Source organism: Herbidospora sp. NBRC 101105 (assembly GCF_030269205.1).
GTDB classification, from domain to species: domain Bacteria; phylum Actinomycetota; class Actinomycetes; order Streptosporangiales; family Streptosporangiaceae; genus Herbidospora; species Herbidospora solisilvae.
The window spans coordinates 348,807-365,224 of the sequence record NZ_BSSX01000003.1 but is presented as its reverse complement, the minus strand read 5'-3'; the positions used below and the strand labels follow the sequence as shown (position 1 = coordinate 365,224).

11 protein-coding genes are annotated in these 16,418 nt (G+C 68.1%); 6 read left to right on the top strand and 5 right to left on the bottom strand.

Translation table 11 applies throughout. From position 1 onward, the window contains the following. Positions 1-17: 17 nt before the first annotated feature. On the top strand, positions 18-866 hold the full coding sequence (locus QSK34_RS15565) for a hypothetical protein (protein WP_285584706.1): 849 nt from the start codon (positions 18-20) through the stop codon (positions 864-866). 436 nt (positions 867-1,302) lie between these two features. Here QSK34_RS15565 and QSK34_RS15560 read toward each other — a convergent pair whose 3' ends face one another. From QSK34_RS15560 to QSK34_RS15545, 4 genes are all read right to left on the bottom strand, one after another. Then, positions 1,303-2,469, bottom strand: coding sequence for a cellulose binding domain-containing protein (locus QSK34_RS15560; RefSeq protein WP_285584705.1), 1,167 nt, complete (start codon positions 2,467-2,469; stop codon positions 1,303-1,305). Between the two features lie 76 nt (positions 2,470-2,545). Continuing rightward, a complete protein-coding gene (locus tag QSK34_RS15555) occupies positions 2,546-5,782 on the bottom strand; it encodes a discoidin domain-containing protein (RefSeq protein WP_285584703.1) in 3,237 nt (1,078 codons plus the stop codon). After that, on the bottom strand, positions 5,779-7,149 hold the full coding sequence (locus QSK34_RS15550) for a glycoside hydrolase family 43 protein (protein ID WP_285584700.1): 1,371 nt from the start codon (positions 7,147-7,149) through the stop codon (positions 5,779-5,781). The genes QSK34_RS15555 and QSK34_RS15550 overlap by 4 nt, the downstream gene beginning before the upstream one ends. A gap of 69 nt (positions 7,150-7,218) precedes the next feature. After that, positions 7,219-8,208, bottom strand: coding sequence for a LacI family DNA-binding transcriptional regulator (locus tag QSK34_RS15545; protein ID WP_285584698.1), 990 nt, complete (start codon positions 8,206-8,208; stop codon positions 7,219-7,221). A gap of 149 nt (positions 8,209-8,357) precedes the next feature. Here QSK34_RS15545 and QSK34_RS15540 point away from each other — a divergent pair, with 149 nt between their 5' ends. Genes QSK34_RS15540 through QSK34_RS15525 form a run of 4 tightly spaced genes read left to right on the top strand, consistent with a single transcriptional unit; the run spans position 8,358 to position 13,003 of the window. Further along, positions 8,358-9,617, top strand: coding sequence for an ABC transporter substrate-binding protein (locus tag QSK34_RS15540; RefSeq protein WP_285584696.1), 1,260 nt, complete (start codon positions 8,358-8,360; stop codon positions 9,615-9,617). Continuing rightward, positions 9,614-10,489 (top strand): carbohydrate ABC transporter permease, encoded by an 876-nt coding sequence (locus tag QSK34_RS15535; RefSeq protein WP_285584694.1) that lies wholly within the window; start codon positions 9,614-9,616, stop codon positions 10,487-10,489. Before QSK34_RS15540 ends, QSK34_RS15535 begins: the two co-directional genes overlap by 4 nt. Beyond that, the gene (locus QSK34_RS15530; RefSeq protein WP_285584693.1) at positions 10,486-11,265 is read left to right on the top strand and encodes a carbohydrate ABC transporter permease; all 780 of its coding nucleotides are present in this window, start codon (positions 10,486-10,488) and stop codon (positions 11,263-11,265) included. Before QSK34_RS15535 ends, QSK34_RS15530 begins: the two co-directional genes overlap by 4 nt. Next, entirely contained in the window at positions 11,258-13,003 is a 1,746-nt protein-coding gene (locus tag QSK34_RS15525) for a glycoside hydrolase family 127 protein (RefSeq protein ID WP_285584691.1), read from the top strand. Before QSK34_RS15530 ends, QSK34_RS15525 begins: the two co-directional genes overlap by 8 nt. 365 nt (positions 13,004-13,368) lie before the next feature. Here QSK34_RS15525 and QSK34_RS15520 read toward each other — a convergent pair whose 3' ends face one another. After that, positions 13,369-14,685 (bottom strand): MFS transporter, encoded by a 1,317-nt coding sequence (locus QSK34_RS15520; RefSeq protein ID WP_285584689.1) that lies wholly within the window; start codon positions 14,683-14,685, stop codon positions 13,369-13,371. 121 nt (positions 14,686-14,806) lie between these two features. Between QSK34_RS15520 and QSK34_RS15515 the strand changes: the two genes are divergently transcribed. Then, positions 14,807-16,414 carry a sugar phosphate isomerase/epimerase and 4-hydroxyphenylpyruvate domain-containing protein gene (locus QSK34_RS15515; protein ID WP_285584687.1) on the top strand — a complete coding sequence of 536 codons (1,608 nt, stop codon included), beginning with the start codon at positions 14,807-14,809 and terminating at the stop codon, positions 16,412-16,414. Positions 16,415-16,418 lie beyond the last annotated feature (4 nt).

The following is a 16,418-nucleotide window of genomic DNA, read 5'->3' as shown; positions in this document are numbered from 1 at the left end:
GAGGTAAATTCCTCGCCATGGTGTCAACCGAGCACGAGGTCCCCCTGGAGCTCATCCGGGATTCCCCCTCCCTCGTCACCCGATTTCTCAGCGAATTAGGAGTCGATCCCCCGAAACACACCTCGCTGCGTCTGGACTCCTCCGCGCTGAACGAGACGAAGGTGACCGAGCACCACTGCGATTCGGTGGTACTCCTCCTCGACGGCGACAAGGTCGTCATGGCCGTCATCGTCGAAGTCCAGCTGCGCTTCGAAAAGGACAAGGTCTACGACTGGTTTCCCTACGTCGCCAACCTCTGGGCCCGCCGCCGCTGCCCGACCACCCTGGTGGTGTACGCCCCTGACCGCAAAACCGCCCGCCGCTACACCGCCCCCATCCCGATCGGCCATCCCGGCCTGACCCTGACCCCGCTGGTGATCGGCCCCGACGCCGTCCCCGTGATCACCGACCCCAAGGTCGCCCGCGAGTCGCCCGAGTTGGCCGTGCTGTCCGGCGCGGTTCACGGGGATCACAACCGTGACGTGCTCGAAGCCGTCGTCCACGCGTTGAACGCCATCGAGCCGTCCAAGACCGTCGTGTACGTTGAGTACGTGGCCAAGCGTCTGTCTGAGGCCGCGAAGAGGGAGCTGGAGACTCTCATGACGATGATCGAGCCCGAACGCCACAGCATCGTCGCGGTGACGAACTACGCGGCCGGCCAGGCCGAGACCTTCCGCAAGATGCTGCTGTTCACCGCCGAACATCGCGGTTTCGTGCTGACCGCCGAGATGCGTGCGCAGATCGCCGAGTGCACCGACCCCGACAAACTTGAGATCTGGGCACAACGCGCGATTTCGGCGGAGCGGCTAGAGGATATTTTCCGCTAGTCCTCACTTCAGGCGATTCAGATCTTCGAAGGAGCGCCACAGCCCTATCAAGGCGGCGAACCTTTTGGCAAGGGAGCCTGCTCGACAGGCGTTGCACGAGTCGAAGGCCACAAGAAGGACTTCGACGGTTCATTGCAATCTCCCGCCAATGGCCATGCCCATGATGGTGCGCCGCGCCACCGACCAAAATGGCGGTATGCGTTGGCGCACTGCGCGGCCACCGCCCAGGTCTTCGAACTCGAACGGCGCAGCACCTTCACCCAACGAACCTCATGATGGATAGCCGGGCAATCCTCGCGGTATGACGGAGAAAGACGAACCCATCCGCGAGCTCGCCTCGGAGGGCCCGCGCCCTGCAGGCGATCAAACTCGACGACTATCCAGAGGGGCGCGAGATGAGGGTGCGCCCGGCCGAAGGAGCGCACCCTCTCCCTAATCAGAGCCCATACCTGCTCTTCACGTGACGCCAGAAGTCACGCAACATCCACGCGTCGAACTCCGTGATCTGGGATGCGCTGCCGGCCTTCATCAGAAACCCGCCCACCCCCGTAGGAGTCCAGTCGTAGAAGTCGTCCAGCCCGAACGTATGCCCGATCTCGTGCAGCAAGATGTGCATGTTGGAGGCGTTGATGTTGTTCATGAAGTACTCCGACCCCATACGCTGCCCCCAGTCACCTCCCGCTCCGCCGCCCATCCCGGCCGTCAGCCACAACGACATGTCGTAGTGCCGCGCCGCCCCGCCCGGACAGTTCGGGTACGTCCCGCCCTGGTTGAAGAACCGCCCGCACGGCGGAGCGCACTGCGGCGCGTTCTCGCGGATGTCGCCCACGTAGACGTCGACGGAGTTGTCGGTCCACTGGAGTTGCGCCCGGTCCCTGATGGCCCAGCCGACGACCCGCACCGGCACGTCGGTGTAGGGCCAGGCGTTGTGCCCGGCCATGACGTCCATCCACTTCTTGAACTGCCGCTGCAGGGCGGCGTGGATGGCGTCGCGCTGCGCGGCGGTCACCGAGGCCGGGGAGTCCCAGCGCACGCAGTAGTTCACGTAACCCCGGTTGGCCATGACCTGGTCCCAGCCGTAGTTGCGGAAGCCGTAGAGGTTCCCGTAGGTGCTCTCGACGTGCGACCACACCTGGTTGAGCGGGGTGACGAGGTTCGTGGGCGGATTCCACCCGGTCGAAGAAGTAGGGGTGGGGCTGGGAGTGCCGGGCCCGCCGCAGGTCACCCCGTTGACCGAGTAAGAACCCGGCGCGACGTTGGCCCCGCTGTAGGTTCCGTTGAACCCGACCGTGACACTCGCGCCCGTGGACAGGACGGGCGCGTATGCCGGTGCGGTCACGGTCACGTTCTGGCCCGACTGGGTCCACGTCCCGTTCCAGCCCTGGCCGACCTTCTGGTTGCCCGGCCAGGTGAACCGCAGGGTCCACGAACTGAGGGGATCGCCGTGGTTGTCGATCGTCACGTTGGCGCCGAAGGCGCCGCCGTTGTCCCACGTCTTCGCGTAGGACACGGAGCAGGCGACGGCCGCCTGCGCGGGCTGGGCGGTGATCACGCCCAGTGCGGCCATGACCGAGAAGGCCACGGCCAGAATGGATGTTCGCATTTCGGGAGCGCTCCCATCTTGAGGGACAGGTGAGAGCGGGTGCCGTCCAGGAGAGTGACGGCACCCGCCGGTGGACCTAGTTCGCGAACGCCCTGACCTCAAGCAGCCCGAGCGACGCCGTGCCCGTGCTGGTCAGCACCACTCTCAGGCGGGTGCTGCTCACGGGCGTGAAGGAGACGGAGTTGAACTGGTTCTTCGCCAGGCCGTAGGTGCCCGGCAGATCGACGTAGGACGACCCGTTCCAGTACTGGAGCTTCCAGGCCGACGGCATGTCGATGCCCTGCTCGTCGTCGAAGAAGTAGACCTCCGCGCGGCCGAGCGTCTGGGCGGAGGGCCAGGTCAGTTCCGCCCACTGCTGGCCGGTCTCCGGCCAGGTTCCCCACCGCGGGTTCACGGTGTCGTTCGACGACGGCGGCTGGATGCCGTCGTTCAGCGCGGCCACCGACTCCCACGAGGAGGTGTAGGACGCCGACGGCGTCGCCGACAGGGCCAGGTTGGTGACGGGGGGCGGGGTGCCGCCGCGGTTGTAGGCGGCGATCTCGGTCAGGCCTGTCTTGGCGCTTCCGGCGTTGGTCACCGACACGCGGATCCGGGCCGTCGACACCGACGGGAAGGTGACCACGTTGTAATTCGCCCTCGGCGTCGCCGGTGTCTTCGTCTGGGAGGGCACGGCCGTCCATGTCGAGCCGTTCAGGTACTGGATCGTGTACGCCGACGGCGCGCGGTAGGTCGCCGAGGCCGGCCGTGAGTCCCTGAACCACAACCGCACCTCGTTGACCGGCTGCGACGAGCCCAGGTTCAGCTCGTACCAGTCGGTCGTCGCGCCCGTGCCGCCCCAGAACGGCTCGTTGACCGGCAGGCCGTCGACCGCGCCGGCCGTATTGCTGCCCGAGGCCGTCGTCGAGGCGCTGCCGGTGGCGGGGATGAGGCCGGCGGCCACGTTGATCCCGGCCTTGGCCAGGACGTCGGCCATCCGGCCTCCCGTGAACGACACCTGCGACGGCGTCTGGAGGCCCGAATAGGCCTGGTTGTGGGCGACGGTGCCCGACGTCGTCACGGCGCCGGTCGCCGGGTCCCACGTGAACGGCACCAGGGAGTTCACCGTGGCGACGCGGGTGCCGTTGATGAAGATCGAGTAGCCCTGCGGCACGCCCGGGTAGCGGGTCACCCCGTCGGCCGGGTCGTCCCAGGTGATGGTCAGGTCGGCGTTGCGGTAACGCAGGTTGTTGACGGTGAAGTGGGTCCAGCCGATGTTGATCGGCGAGAGTTCCACCTTCGCGTCGTTGCGGGGGCGCAGGCCGGCGACGTCCTCGATCACCGTCCAGTTGCTGCTGCCGAGGATGTTGTGGTGGATCCACGAGCGGTACTGCACCGAGGAGCCGTTCCAGTCGGCCCAGAACTCGTTGGCGTCGGGCCAGGCGGTGTTGCCTCCGATGTACTGGGCCCAGGTGTTCCAGTACAGGAGCTTCTTGTAGTCGTTGGCCGTCATCCACGCGTTGGGGTAGTTGCGCAGGACCGACGAATAAAGGCGGAACTGCACGGTCGAGTTGATCGTGGAGAAGTTGTTCGACCCCGGCTCTCCCTGGGCCGCCGCGGCGGCCTTGTCGACCTGGTTGGCGGTGTAGAAGGGGAAGATCGGATACTGCGCGGGGTCGTCGTAGAGCCGTAGCGCCTGCCGGTAGGTCGCGGTGTTCGGGATCGCGCCCACGGCGAAGGGGTAGTAGTTGTTGATCTCCTTCCACGGCACGTGCTCGTTCGTCGACTTCAGCCGGTGCTCGAAGAGCTGGCGCGACGGGTTCCAGAGCACGTTCACGATGGCGTTCTGGATGTCGGTCGCGAGCGTCTGCATCTCGGCGGCCTTGGCGGTGTTCCCGACGGCGGTGTAGGCCTGGGCGGCGGCCAGCGCACCGCTGTACTGGTAGGCCGACTCGGCGCGGTCCATCCGGCCCGGCTTCCAGTGGAACGACACCGCGTCGGCGTCGTTGCCGGTGAGGGCGCCCCAGTCGTACTCGATGAGCTTGTTGTCGTCGGTGTCGTAGTAGCTGAGCTGGCCCTTCACGTCACGTTCGGCATACCTGGCGAGCGCGCCCGCGATGGCCGGCTGGCCGCCGTGGATCTGGTAGGCCCGCCAGGCCGCCTCGGAGATGTACTGGGTGTAGCTGTTCGACCAGTTCTCCGGGTCGCCGGGGTTGTCCATGAACCGGCCGTTCCTGGACGTCTGTCCCGTCGACAACCAGTTGCCGTAGGCGTAGAGCGGCGTGCGGAGGTACTTCAGGTCGTCGATGTGCATCGGCTGGGTCAGCGCGATCGCGTTGTTGTAGCCGAGCACGCCCTCCATCGACACCGGGAACTGGAACGTCTGGCCGGGGATGTCCGCGTCGAGGTTGTTGTAGCGCATCAACCACCAGCGGTAGTAGACGTTCTTCTTGATCGCCGGTTCGGCCAGGTCGATGTACGGGAGGTTCTGCGCCCACCACAGGTTGTAGGCCCGCACGTGCGTCGCGAACGCGGTCGCGTTCGGGTAACCCCGGTAGGCGTTGTACTCGGTGAGCGACTCGGGGATCTCGTTGGTCACGAAGCCCATCACGACCTTCGCGGTGACGGTCGCGCCCGGCGCCACGGTGACCGACCGGTTCAGGCCGCCGCCGGCGACGGTGAAGTTGTCGCCGCTGAGCCGGGGGAACAGCGTGGTCAGGTTGTTGTACGCGTTCACCTGCCCCGTCAGCTCGTTGCCCGAGCCGCTGGTGGCGTAAGGCGAGGTGGCCCTGATCTGGAGCGTCGACGACGAGGAGCCGTTGTTGACGATCGAGAGGTTCGCCACGGCCACGTTGTTGTCGGTGATGAACTTCTGCTGCGTCACCACGAGGGACCCGCTCGTGTGCACGCTGCGCCAGTACGACGGCGCCTGGAACCGCTGGGAGACCTGCTCGGAGAAGGTCCCCGGGGTGATCGCGACCGTGAAGGCGGAGGACCCGCCGATCGCCTCCCAGTACGCCACCTGGCCGGAGAAGCCGAGCGTGCCGGGGTTGTGCGTCTTCATGTAGAGCGCCCGGCCCCGCGTCATCAGCCAGTTCCCGGCCGGGTCGCTGCCTGTTCTGCCGAGGAGGCGGTCCATCCAGAAGTCGGTGCCGGAGGATTCGGCGTCGTACACGGCCCGCATCATGTCGCCGGTCGTGTAGGACACCGGTGCGGCCGGGACGGTCCCGCCGCTGAACGTGGGGAAGCCGATCGTCTGCGCCGCCGAGGCGGCCGGTCCTGCGACGATCAGCCCGGCTAACAGTGCCAGAGCTGCGGAAACGCGGAGGAACCTCACACGCCCACCGTCCATTCGATCATGCCGGTCGAGAAACCGGTACGAGAGGTCATGTTGAGCCGGAGCCGGGTGGTCGAGATCTGCGGGAAGGTCATCGTGTTGAACTGGTTGGCGGCGACGCCGCAGGAGCCGATGTTCACGTAGGACGAGCCGTTCCAGTACTGGAGCCGGCACGACGCCGGCAGGTCGATGCCCTGGTCGTCGTCGAACCAGTAGGCGGCGCTCTTCGAGATGGTCTGCGCGGTGGGCCAGCGGTATTCGACCCACTGCGTGCCCTGCTGGTTCCAGTTGCCGTAGACGCCGTGGGAGCGGTCGGCCGAACTGGTCGGCGTGAAGCCGTCCTTGACGGCGTTCAAGGTCTCCCACGAGGAGACGTAGGAGGTGGAGGCCGTCGCCGAGGCCGCCAGGTTCGACGAGGTGCCGCCCGAGGTCTGGACGACCTTCCGCATCGTCCCGTCGGCGTTGAAGTAGAGCTTGTCGAGCGTCACCGACCTGCGGAAGTCGCCGCCGCCCGGCGCGGCGGCGTTGTGGTAGACCATGTACCACTGGCCCTTGTACTCGATGATCGCCGGGTGGTTGGTCGTCGAGCTGACCATGTCGAGCACGACGCCGCGGTGCGTCCACGGGCCGAGCGGGTTCGACGCGGTCGCGTAGCGAATACACGCGTAGCCAGGGCTGGCGCAACCCGAGTCGTTGGCCGCGTAGGCCAGGTAGTAGACGCCGTTGCGCTTGAACATCCACGGCGCCTCCCAGAAGTTCGACACCCCCGAAGGGGTGACGACCGAACCCTGGAGCGAGGTCATCGAGCTGTTCAGTCGGGCCGCGCGCAGGCCGTAGTAGGAACCCCAGTACATGTAGACCTGGCCGTCGTCGTCGGTGAAGACGGTCGGATCGATGTTGAGCGGGCTGGAGTTCGGGGTGGAGTCGCTGATCAGCGGGCCGCCGATGGCGTCGGTGAACGGGCCGGTGGGGCTATTGCCGACGGCCACGCCGATGTTCATCCAGCCGGGGCCGTTGCCGTTGACGGAGACGTACCAGTAGTAGCGCCCGTCGGCGCCGCGTTCGACCTCGCTCGCCCAGGCGTCGAGGCCGGCCCAGGAGAAGTTGGAGAGCGCCAGGCGGGCGCCCTGGTCGGTGAAGGTGGCGGCGTCGGTGGAGGAGTACACGTGCCAGTCGCGCATGACGAAGTTCTGGCCGGTGGGTGAGGCCTCGTCGTGGCCGGTGTAGAGGTAGAGCGTGTCGCCGACGACGAGCGCCGCGGGGTCGGCGGTGTAGATCTGGGTGGTGATGGGGGCGGCCGCCTGAGCGGGGAGGGTGAGGCCGAGTAACAGCAGGAGGGGCGTCAGGACGGCTAATCGGCGTTTCACGGGAGCGGTTCCTTTCCTCGATGTTAGCGCTAACATCTCCAGAGCGCCGCCCGGGTGGCGGTGCGAGGATCAGGTGGAGTCGCGGATGACGAGCTGTACCGGCATGCGGTGCACGCCCGGGGTGGCACGGCCGTCGATGGCCGCGAACAGATGCTGGGCCGCCGTGCGGCCGAGCACCTCCAGGTTGGGGTCGATGGTGGTCAGCGGGGGGCGGCTCTCGGCGGCCAGCACCTCCCAGTTGTCGTAGCCGACGACGGCGATGTCCTCGGGGATGCGCCGCCCGCGTTCCCTGGCGGCCTCCACGAACCCGGCCGCGATCTGGTCGCTGCCGCAGAACACCGCGTCGACCTCGGGGTCGGCGTGCAGCACCATCGCGGCGGCCTGGCGGCCCCAGCGCTGCGACCACTGGCCCCAGAACACCGGGCCGGGTTCCAGCCCCGCGTCGGCGAGCGCGTCGGCGGCGCCTTCCGCGCGTTCCCGCGCCGCCTGGTAGGTGGCCAGGCCGGTGACGTGGGCGATGCGGCGGCGGCCGAGGGTGACCAGGTGCTTGATGGCCGTGCGGGAGCCTTCGAGGTCGTCCGGTACGAACGACACGTCGTCGGGGTCGTCGGAGGGGCCGTAGGCGTACACGACCGGGACGCCCAGGTCACGGCTGATCGACGGGCGTGAGTCGGTGCTCTCGCCCACGACGATGATGCCGTCGACCCGGCGGGCCAGCAGCGTGCGGATGTAGTGCTGCTCGCGGATGGAGTCGCCGCGCGCGTCGCAGAGCAGCACGGCCATCTCGCCGGCGCCGAAGGCGTCTTCGGCTCCGAGCATCACCGGGATGCCGAATCGGCCGACGCTGTCGCTGGTCAGCAGGCCGACGGTCCGGGTGGGGCCGCCCAGGAGGCTGCGGGCGGCCGGATTGGGCTTGAACGACAGTTGCTCCGCCGCCTCCAGGACACGCTGCCGGGTCTCGGCGCGGACCTGGTCCTTGCCGTTGAGCGCCTTCGACGCAGTGGCGATCGACACCCCGGCCAGGTGGGCCACATCGCTGATCGTGGCGATACGTTGCATCGAAAGCCTTTTCCGTAGTGGTGGTATACCCGCAGAAGGTAGCTGCGCATTTGTGACAGAGCAAGGGCTTCACACGTCCCCGATCGGGGCGTATGTTGCGGCTACATTTCCGAAAACCTTTTCAGTTTTTCGGTCGAGAGGAACCCCCCATGCCCAGAAGACTCCCCGCGCTCGCCGCGGCGGCACTCCTCGCGACATCCATGGCCGCATGTGGTTCTGCCGCCCAGGAACCCAGCGCCGCCGGTCCGACCACGATCACGATGTGGACCCGGGCGGCCACCCAGGCGCAGAGTGAGCGCTTGGTGGAGGCGTACAACAAGTCTCACACGAACCAGGTCAAACTAACCGTCATTCCGACGGACAACTACCAGCCGCGCATCGCCGCGGCGGCCGGGGCCAAGCAGCTTCCGGACGTGTTCGCGGCCGACGTCATCTTCGTGCCGAACTACACCTCGCAGGGCCTGTTCGCCGACATCAGCGACCGCGTCGCGGCGCTCCCGTTCAAGGACGCGCTGGCGCCCTCGCACATGAGGCTCGGCACCTACGAGGGCCGCCGGTACACCCTGCCGCACACCCTCGACCTGTCGGTCTGGTTCTGGAACAAGGACCTGTACGAGAAGGCCGGGCTCGACCCCGAGAAGGGCCCGACCACCCTGAAGGAGTTCGCCGAGCAGGCCACCACCGTGCAGGAGAAGCTGGGCGCCGACGGCAAGGTGCACGGCACGTTCTTCGGCGGCAACTGCGGCGGCTGCTACGTCTTCACCTTCTGGCCCTCGGTCTGGGCGGCCGGCGGCACGGTCATGAACGCCGAGGGCACCGAGTCGACGGTCGCCTCCCCGCCCATGACCGACGTGTTCTCCATCTACCGGAGCCTGTACGACAACGGCGTCACCGGCCCGACCACGAAGGAGGAGCAGGGCCCGACCTGGACCGGCTTCTTCCCGAAGGGCGAGATCGGCGTCATGCCGATGCCGTCCACCACGCTCGGCTCGATGCCCGCCGACATGAGGATCGGCGTCGCCCCCATCGCCGGGCCCGACGGCGGCGAATCGACGTTCGTCGGCGGCGACTCGGTCGGCATCTCCGCGACCTCGCAGAACGTCGACGCGGCCTGGGAGTTCCTGGCCTGGACGGTCTCCGACGAGGCCCAGGTGGAGATCATGGCCAAGAACAAGGACGTGGTGGCCCGCACCGACCTGGCCGACAACAAGTACTCGGCCGAGGACCCCCGCGTGGTGCTGATCAACTCGCTGGTGGGCAAGGGCCAGACGCCCTACGCGCTGAAGTTCGGCGAGACGTACAACGACCCGCAGGGGCCGTGGTTGCGGTTCGCCCGTGAGGCGCTGTTCGGGGACGTCGCGAAGTTGCCCGAACTCAACGAGACCCTCAACCAGTCGCTCACCCAGTGAGCAGTCCGTCTTCGACCGCCCCCCGGCTCCGGCGCGGCCGCGCGCTGGCCGGGTGGGCGTACGCCGCTCCCACGGCGGTCATCGTGGCGGTGCTGTTCGTCGCGCCGCTGGTGCTCGTCGTGATCATGTCGCTGCACCGGTGGCCGCTGCTGGGCCCGGCCAGGCCCAACTTCCCGGCCAACTACACGAAGATCCCCGACGACCCGCTGTTCCTCGACTCGGTGCTGTTCACCCTGAAGTACACGGTGATCATCACGATCCTGCTCTCGGCCGTGGCGCTCGGGCTGGCGCTGCTGGTGCAGGACCGCCGGCCGGGGGTCGGCTTCTTCCGTACCGCGTTCTTCCTGCCCGGAGCGGTCGGGTTCGCCGCGGCGGCGCTGCTGTTCTACGGCCTGCTGAACAACGACTTCGGGCCGTTCGGCTTCCTCGGGGTGAACTGGATCGGCTCCCCGAACATGGCGCTGACCTCGACGATCCTGCTGGTGTTGTGGAGGTTCGCCGGGTTCAACATGCTGATCCTGCTGACCGGTCTGCAGGCCATCCCGGTCGAGGTGTACGAGGCGGCGCGCGCCGACGGGGCCAACCGGTGGCAGATCTTCACCCGGATCACCCTGCCGCTGCTGCGACCGACGCTCGCGCTGATGCTGATCCTGTCGATCACGGGGTCGCTGCTGGCGTTCGACCAGTTCTTCATCTTCACCAACGGCGGGCCCGACAACAGCACGGTGTCGATGGTCATGGTGGTCTACCGCAACGCCTTCTTCCGCTTCGACCTGGGCGGCGCGGCGGCGCTGTCGGTGGTGCTGCTGGTCGTGCTGGTCGCCCTGAACGCCGTCCAGATGCGCATCCTCAGGGGGGCGACGACCCGATGAGGTACTACTCGCCGAGACTGGCCCTGGCGGTCATCTTCCTGTTCCCGCTGATCTGGAGCGGCTGGGCCTCCGTGCAGGGGCCCGACGGGCTCACGCTCGCCAACTACCGGAGCATCACCGGGTTCGGCGAGGGGCTCGCCACCTACGTCGGCAACAGCCTGGCGATCTCGGGGATGACCGTCGTCGGCACGCTCCTGGTGGCGACCCTCGGCGGCTACGCGTTCGCCCGGTTCCACTTCCCCGGGAAGAACCTGCTGTTCCTGGCCGCGCTGGCGATCCTCATGGTGCCCTACGCGACCATCCTGATCCCGCTCTACGTCCTGCTCGACTATGTCGGTCTGCAGAACTCGCTGCTCGGGCTCAGCCTGGTGTTCGTCATGTTCCAGTTGCCGTTCGCGCTCTACATGATGCGCAACTCGTTCGAGGCGATCCCCCGGGAGATCGAGGAGTCGGCGCTCGTCGACGGCGCGGGTTCGGTCAAGGTGCTGCTGTCGGTGTTGCTGCCCGCGGTCCGGCCGGGCCTGGTGACCGTCGGGCTGTTCGCGTTCCTGGCGTCGTGGAACGACTTCTTCGCGCCGTTGATCCTGCTCAGCGACGGGGCGAGCTTCCCGCTGCCGGTGGCCGTGGTGAGCATGACGCAGCGCACCTTCGGCGCGATCGACTACGGCGTGCTCCAGGCGGGCGTCATGGTCATGGCCGTTCCCTGCCTGGTTCTGTTCCTCGTTCTCCAGCGCTACTACGTGCGCGGATTCATGTCTGGAGCTCTGCGTGGATAGTCCTGTCGTTCCGTCGGGCGGCGTGCTGACGCCTCTGGGGGTCTCTTCGGTACGTCTGAATCCCGGCTTCTGGGGTTCGCTGCCCACCAAGACGATCATCGATCACTGTTACGAGTGGATCCACCGGGTCGGCTGGGCCGCCAACTTCACCGGCGCCTCGCGCCGGGGCCGGGAGTTCAGCGACTCCGAGGTCTACAAGCTGATGGAGGGCATGGCCTGGACCCATGACCCCCGCCTCGACGAGCTGACCTCGGTGATCGCCGGCGCCCAGGAGTCCGACGGCTACCTGAACACCAAGTGGGGCCACGCCCGCTACAGCGACCTGGAGTGGGGCCACGAGCTCTACTGCTACGGCCACCTGATCCAGGCGGGGGTGGCCCAGGCGCGGGCGTCCGGCGGCGGGGAGCTGTTCGAGCTGGTGAAGCGGGCCGCCGACCACGTCTGCGCGGTGTTCATGAACAACCGGGGCGTCTGCGGGCACCCCGAGATCGAGATGGCCCTGATCGAGCTCTACCGGGTCACCCGGACCGAGCGCTACCTGGAGATGGCCCGCCGGTTCATCGACCGCCGGGGCACCCCGGCGCTGGCGGACATCGAACTGGGCCGGGCCTACTTCCAGGACGACGTGCCGGTCAGGAAGGCCGAGGTCTTCCGGGGCCACGCGGTCAGGGCGCTCTATCTCGCCGGCGCGGTCGTCGACCTGGCCGTCGAGACGAACGACCGCGACCTGCTCGACCTGGTCGAACGCCAGTGGGAGCGGACCATCGCCCGCCGCACCCACCTGACCGGCGGCATGGGCTCCCGGCACAACGGCGAGTCGTTCGGCGAGGACTGGGAGCTGCCGCCCGACCGGGCCTACAACGAGACGTGCGCCGGGGTGGCGTCGTTCATGCTGGCGCACCGCCTGCTGCTGGCCACCGGCAACCGCCGCTACGCCGACCTGGCCGAGCGCACCTTCTACAACGTCATCGCGGCCGGGCCCGCGCTCGACGGCCGGTCGTTCTTCTACACCAACCCGCTGCAGGTCAGAGTCGCCGGAGAGGCCACATCGGGAGTCAGCCCGCGCGCGGACGGCGGACTGCGGGCCTCCTGGCGAGCGGTGTCCTGCTGCCCCACCAACCTGGCGCGCACCTTCGCCGCCCTGCCCGCCTACGTCGCGACCGGCACCGACGCCGGGTTGCAGATCCACCACCTGACCCCGGCCCGCGTGGAGCACGACGGCTTCGTGGTGGAGGTGGACACCGAGATGCCCTGGCGGGGCGCCGCGACTCTGCGCGTGGTCCAGGCCCCCGACCGGCTGCGCGTGTTGTCGTTGCGGCTGCCGATCTGGGCCGGCGGCGGCACCGCCGAATGGTCCCGCGTCTGGGCGCCGGGCGAGGAGGTCTCGGTCGACCTGCGCATGACCCCGCGCTGGGTCGAACCCGACTCCCGCATCGACGCGCTGCGCGGCTGCGTCGCGGTCGAACGCGGCCCGCTCGTCTACTGCGCCGAGTCCCCCGGCGACCAGCCGCCGCTGACCCGGATCACGGTCGACACCTCCCGCGCCCCCGAGGTCGTCGACGAGGAGATCGAGGTCTCGGCCACCCTGACCTCGTCCGAAGACCAGCCCTGGCCGTACGGCCCGCGCCCGCGAGCCGAGGCCGAGCCGATCAGCCTGCGGCTGCGCCCCTACTACCAGTGGGGCAACCACGGTCCGGCGACGATGCGGGTGTGGTTGCCCAAAACAACTGCGGAATAGCCCGTGACCTGGCTATTCGTTCGCGAGCCCTAATAATCTCAAGTAGAGTTATTCTCGGATGTAGTCCAACTTCTGCTTTTTTTAAAAGGATGCCTGGCCGTCGAGGCGTTAATGGCCACTAGAACTGCACCCAGACACGCAAGTCCCCCACATACGACTTGTGAGATCGTGGGGAAGCTGTCGAAATTGGAGGCAATGCTGAAGAACATCGTGCCGGCGCTCAGCGCAAGGATCCCCCTGGCTGCATGACGCTTCGGCGCCCTTCTGCGCGCCCGGCCTCCCATAATTTCAAATCTATATCCGCAGTCTTCAGCTTGAGCGTTGCGAGGCCCGGGTCGGTTGAACTTCGCCGGGCCTCGACGCGGTCAACTGACTCCGGCGGTCTCGCGGCGGCCGAGGTCGGCCGTCGGCACCTTGTACGTCTCCTTCGCGGTCAGCACGGAGATCGTGCTGACCGCGCAGAGCACGGCGGTGAAGACGCCCACGCCGACCCAGCCCTGCAGCCCGAGCCAGCCGTCCTCGGTCATGATCCCGGCCGCCGAGGCGACGGCGAAGCCGGCCACCGCGAATCCGATCTGGGTGCCGATGGCCATGCCCGACAGGCGGACGCGGGTGGTGAACATCTCGCCGTAGAGAGCGGGCCAGATGCCGTTGGACGCCGAGTAGACGACGCCGAAGCACAGGCAGCCGACCAGGAAGATGAGGACGTAGTTGCCCGAGTTGATCGCGGCCAGGTAGGCGAAGATCATGATCGGGCTGCCGATCGCGCCGACCAGGAAGACGGGCCGCCGGCCGATGCGGTCGGACAACCGGGCCCACAGCGGGATCGCGCCGAGCGCGACCACGTTGGCCAGCACGCCGACCCACAACATGACCCCGCGGTCGAGCCCGACGGCGTCGCTCGTCGCGTAGTTGAGCGCCCAGACGGTGAAGATGGTGCTGACCGTCGCGATCAGGGCGGCGCCGACGACCCGCAGCACGTCGGCCCAGTGGGTGCGGAACAGTTCGGCCAGCGGCATCTTCGGCACCGAGCCGTCGTCGACCTGCGCCTGGAAGGCGGGGGTCTCGTCGAGGTGGCGGCGGATGAAGTAGCCGGCGACGGCCACGACGACGCTGAACCAGAACGGGACCCGCCAACCCCATGACAGCAGTTGCTCCTCGGGCAACGCCGCGACCGGGATGAAGACGAGCGTGGCGAGGATCTGGCCGAACTGGGTGCCGTTCAGGGTGAAGCTGGTGAAGTAGCCGCGCCGGTTCTCGGGCGCGTGTTCCAGCGTCATCGAGTTCGCGCCGGCCTGCTCGCCCGCCGCCGACAGGCCCTGCAGGACGCGCAGCACGACCAGCAGCACGGGCGCGAGGCCGCCGATCTGCTCCCTGGTCGGCAGGCAGCCGATCAGGAACGTCGCCACCCCCATCAGGACCAGGGTGAAGACCATGATGCGGCGGCGGCCGAACCGGTCGCCGATGTGGCCGAGGATGAGGGCGCCGACGGGGCGGGCGGCGTACGCGACGCCGAAGGAGGCGAGCGACTGGAGGGTCGCGGTGGCGGGGTCGGAGTCGTCGAAGAAGACCTTGGAGAAGATCAGCGCGGCGGCGCTGCCGTAGATGAAGAAGTCGTAGTACTCCAGGGCGCTGCCGATCCAGGCGGCGACGGCGGCGCGGCGGGGGGTGGCCTGGGTCATGAAGCTTGTCCTAACTGGATAGTTCATAACGTGTGGCCGCAATGCTGCGTTCGCACCATGAGCGTGTCAAGATGATGGAGTCAAATAACTCACTAGTTCGTACATTATCTGTGAGGGCCCTATGCGGAAGTCGATCGCGACCGTCTCCGTGAGCGGGACGCTGCCGGAGAAGCTGCGGGCCATCGCGGCGGCCGGGTTCGACGGGTTCGAGCTGTTCGAGAACGACCTCGTCGCCTGCCCCCTCTCCCCCGAGGACATCCGCCGCATGGCCGCCGACCTGAGCCTGCGCATCGAGCTCTACCAGCCGTTCCGCGACTTCGAGGCGCTGCCCCCCGACCGGCTGGCCGCCGGCCTGCGCCGGGCTGAGCACAAGTTCCGGCTGATGACCCGGCTCGGCGCCGACCTGCTTCTGGTCTGCTCGAACGTGTCGCCCCAGACCATCGACGACGACGCCCTGGCCGCCGAACACCTGCGCCTGCTGGCCGAACGCGCCGCCGGGCACGGCATCCGGATCGCCTACGAGGCGCTGGCCTGGGGCCGTCACGTCGACGACTATCTGCGGTCGTGGCGGATCGTCCGAATGGCCGGGCACCCGGCGCTCGGGGTGTGCCTGGACAGCTTCCACATCCTGTCGAAGGGCGGCGATCCGGGCGGCATCGAAGCCATCCCCGGAGAGAAGATCTTCTTCCTCCAGCTCGCGGACGCGCCCCGGCTGACCATGGACACCCTCCAGTGGTCGCGGCACTACCGCTGTTTCCCCGGTCAGGGCGACTTCGACCTGGCGGGCTTCACCCGGCACGTCCTGGCGGCCGGATACCGGGGGCCGCTGTCGCTGGAGGTCTTCAACGACGTGTTCCGACGTTCGGACCCGACGCGGACGGCCGCCGACGCGATGTTGTCGCTGCGGTTCCTGGAGCACGGCGATCTGGGGGGCGGCGATCTGGTGGGCTACGCTCCGCCCGACCTGACCGAATTCGCCTACGTCGAGCTCGCCACCGGCCGCCACGGCGACCGGCTGCGTCGTCTGGTCGAGGTGCTCGGCTTCGATCGGGCCCGGCTCGTCGACGGCGGCGACGCGGCCGAGTTGCGCGCGGTCGGCATCGTCACCCCCGATCCGGCGGCGGCCGACGCCCACGTGGCGGCCCTGTCGGCTCCGGACCACGCCCCCGACGGCACGCGCGTCGTCTTCTGCGCGTCCGGACCGGGCGAGTCCGCCATCGACCATGTGGCGCTGACCGCCCCCTTCGCCGAGGCGTCGTTGTGGTGCCGGTGCGTGCTCGGGCTGCGCCCGCACGAGAGCCTCGACCTGCCCGACCCCTACGGCCTGGTCCGCAGCAGGGCCATGACCAACGCCGACGGCAGCGTGATGGTGGCGCTCAACATGGCCGACACCGCCTCGAACGTGCCGTGGCAACACGTCGCCGTCGCCTGTGACGACGTCGTCGGCATGGCCCGGCGGCTCACGGAGGCCGGCGAGCCGCCGCTGCCCATCCCCGCCAACTACTACGACGACCTCGACGCCCGTTTCCCCGGCGCCCCCGATCTGCGCGGCACCGACGTCCTCTACGACCGCACCGACGACGGCGAGTTCCTGCACCTCTACACGGCGACCATCGGCCGGGTCTTCTTCGAGGTGGTGCAGCGCATCGGCCGATATTCCGGTTATGGCGCGGCGAACACGCCCGTCAGGCTGGCGGCGCAGCACGGCCATAAAATGAGGCGCGAGTAGATCC

Coding starts and splice junctions, on each gene's coding strand:
- QSK34_RS15540 (WP_285584696.1), top strand. CDS start 8,358: ATGCCCAGAAGACTCCCCGCGCTCGCCGCGGCGGCACTCCTCGCGACA.
- QSK34_RS15560 (WP_285584705.1), bottom strand. CDS start 2,469: ATGCGAACATCCATTCTGGCCGTGGCCTTCTCGGTCATGGCCGCACTG.
- QSK34_RS15530 (WP_285584693.1), top strand. CDS start 10,486: ATGAGGTACTACTCGCCGAGACTGGCCCTGGCGGTCATCTTCCTGTTC.
- QSK34_RS15565 (WP_285584706.1), top strand. CDS start 18: ATGGTGTCAACCGAGCACGAGGTCCCCCTGGAGCTCATCCGGGATTCC.
- QSK34_RS15545 (WP_285584698.1), bottom strand. CDS start 8,208: ATGCAACGTATCGCCACGATCAGCGATGTGGCCCACCTGGCCGGGGTG.
- QSK34_RS15520 (WP_285584689.1), bottom strand. CDS start 14,685: ATGACCCAGGCCACCCCCCGCCGCGCCGCCGTCGCCGCCTGGATCGGC.
- QSK34_RS15515 (WP_285584687.1), top strand. CDS start 14,807: ATGCGGAAGTCGATCGCGACCGTCTCCGTGAGCGGGACGCTGCCGGAG.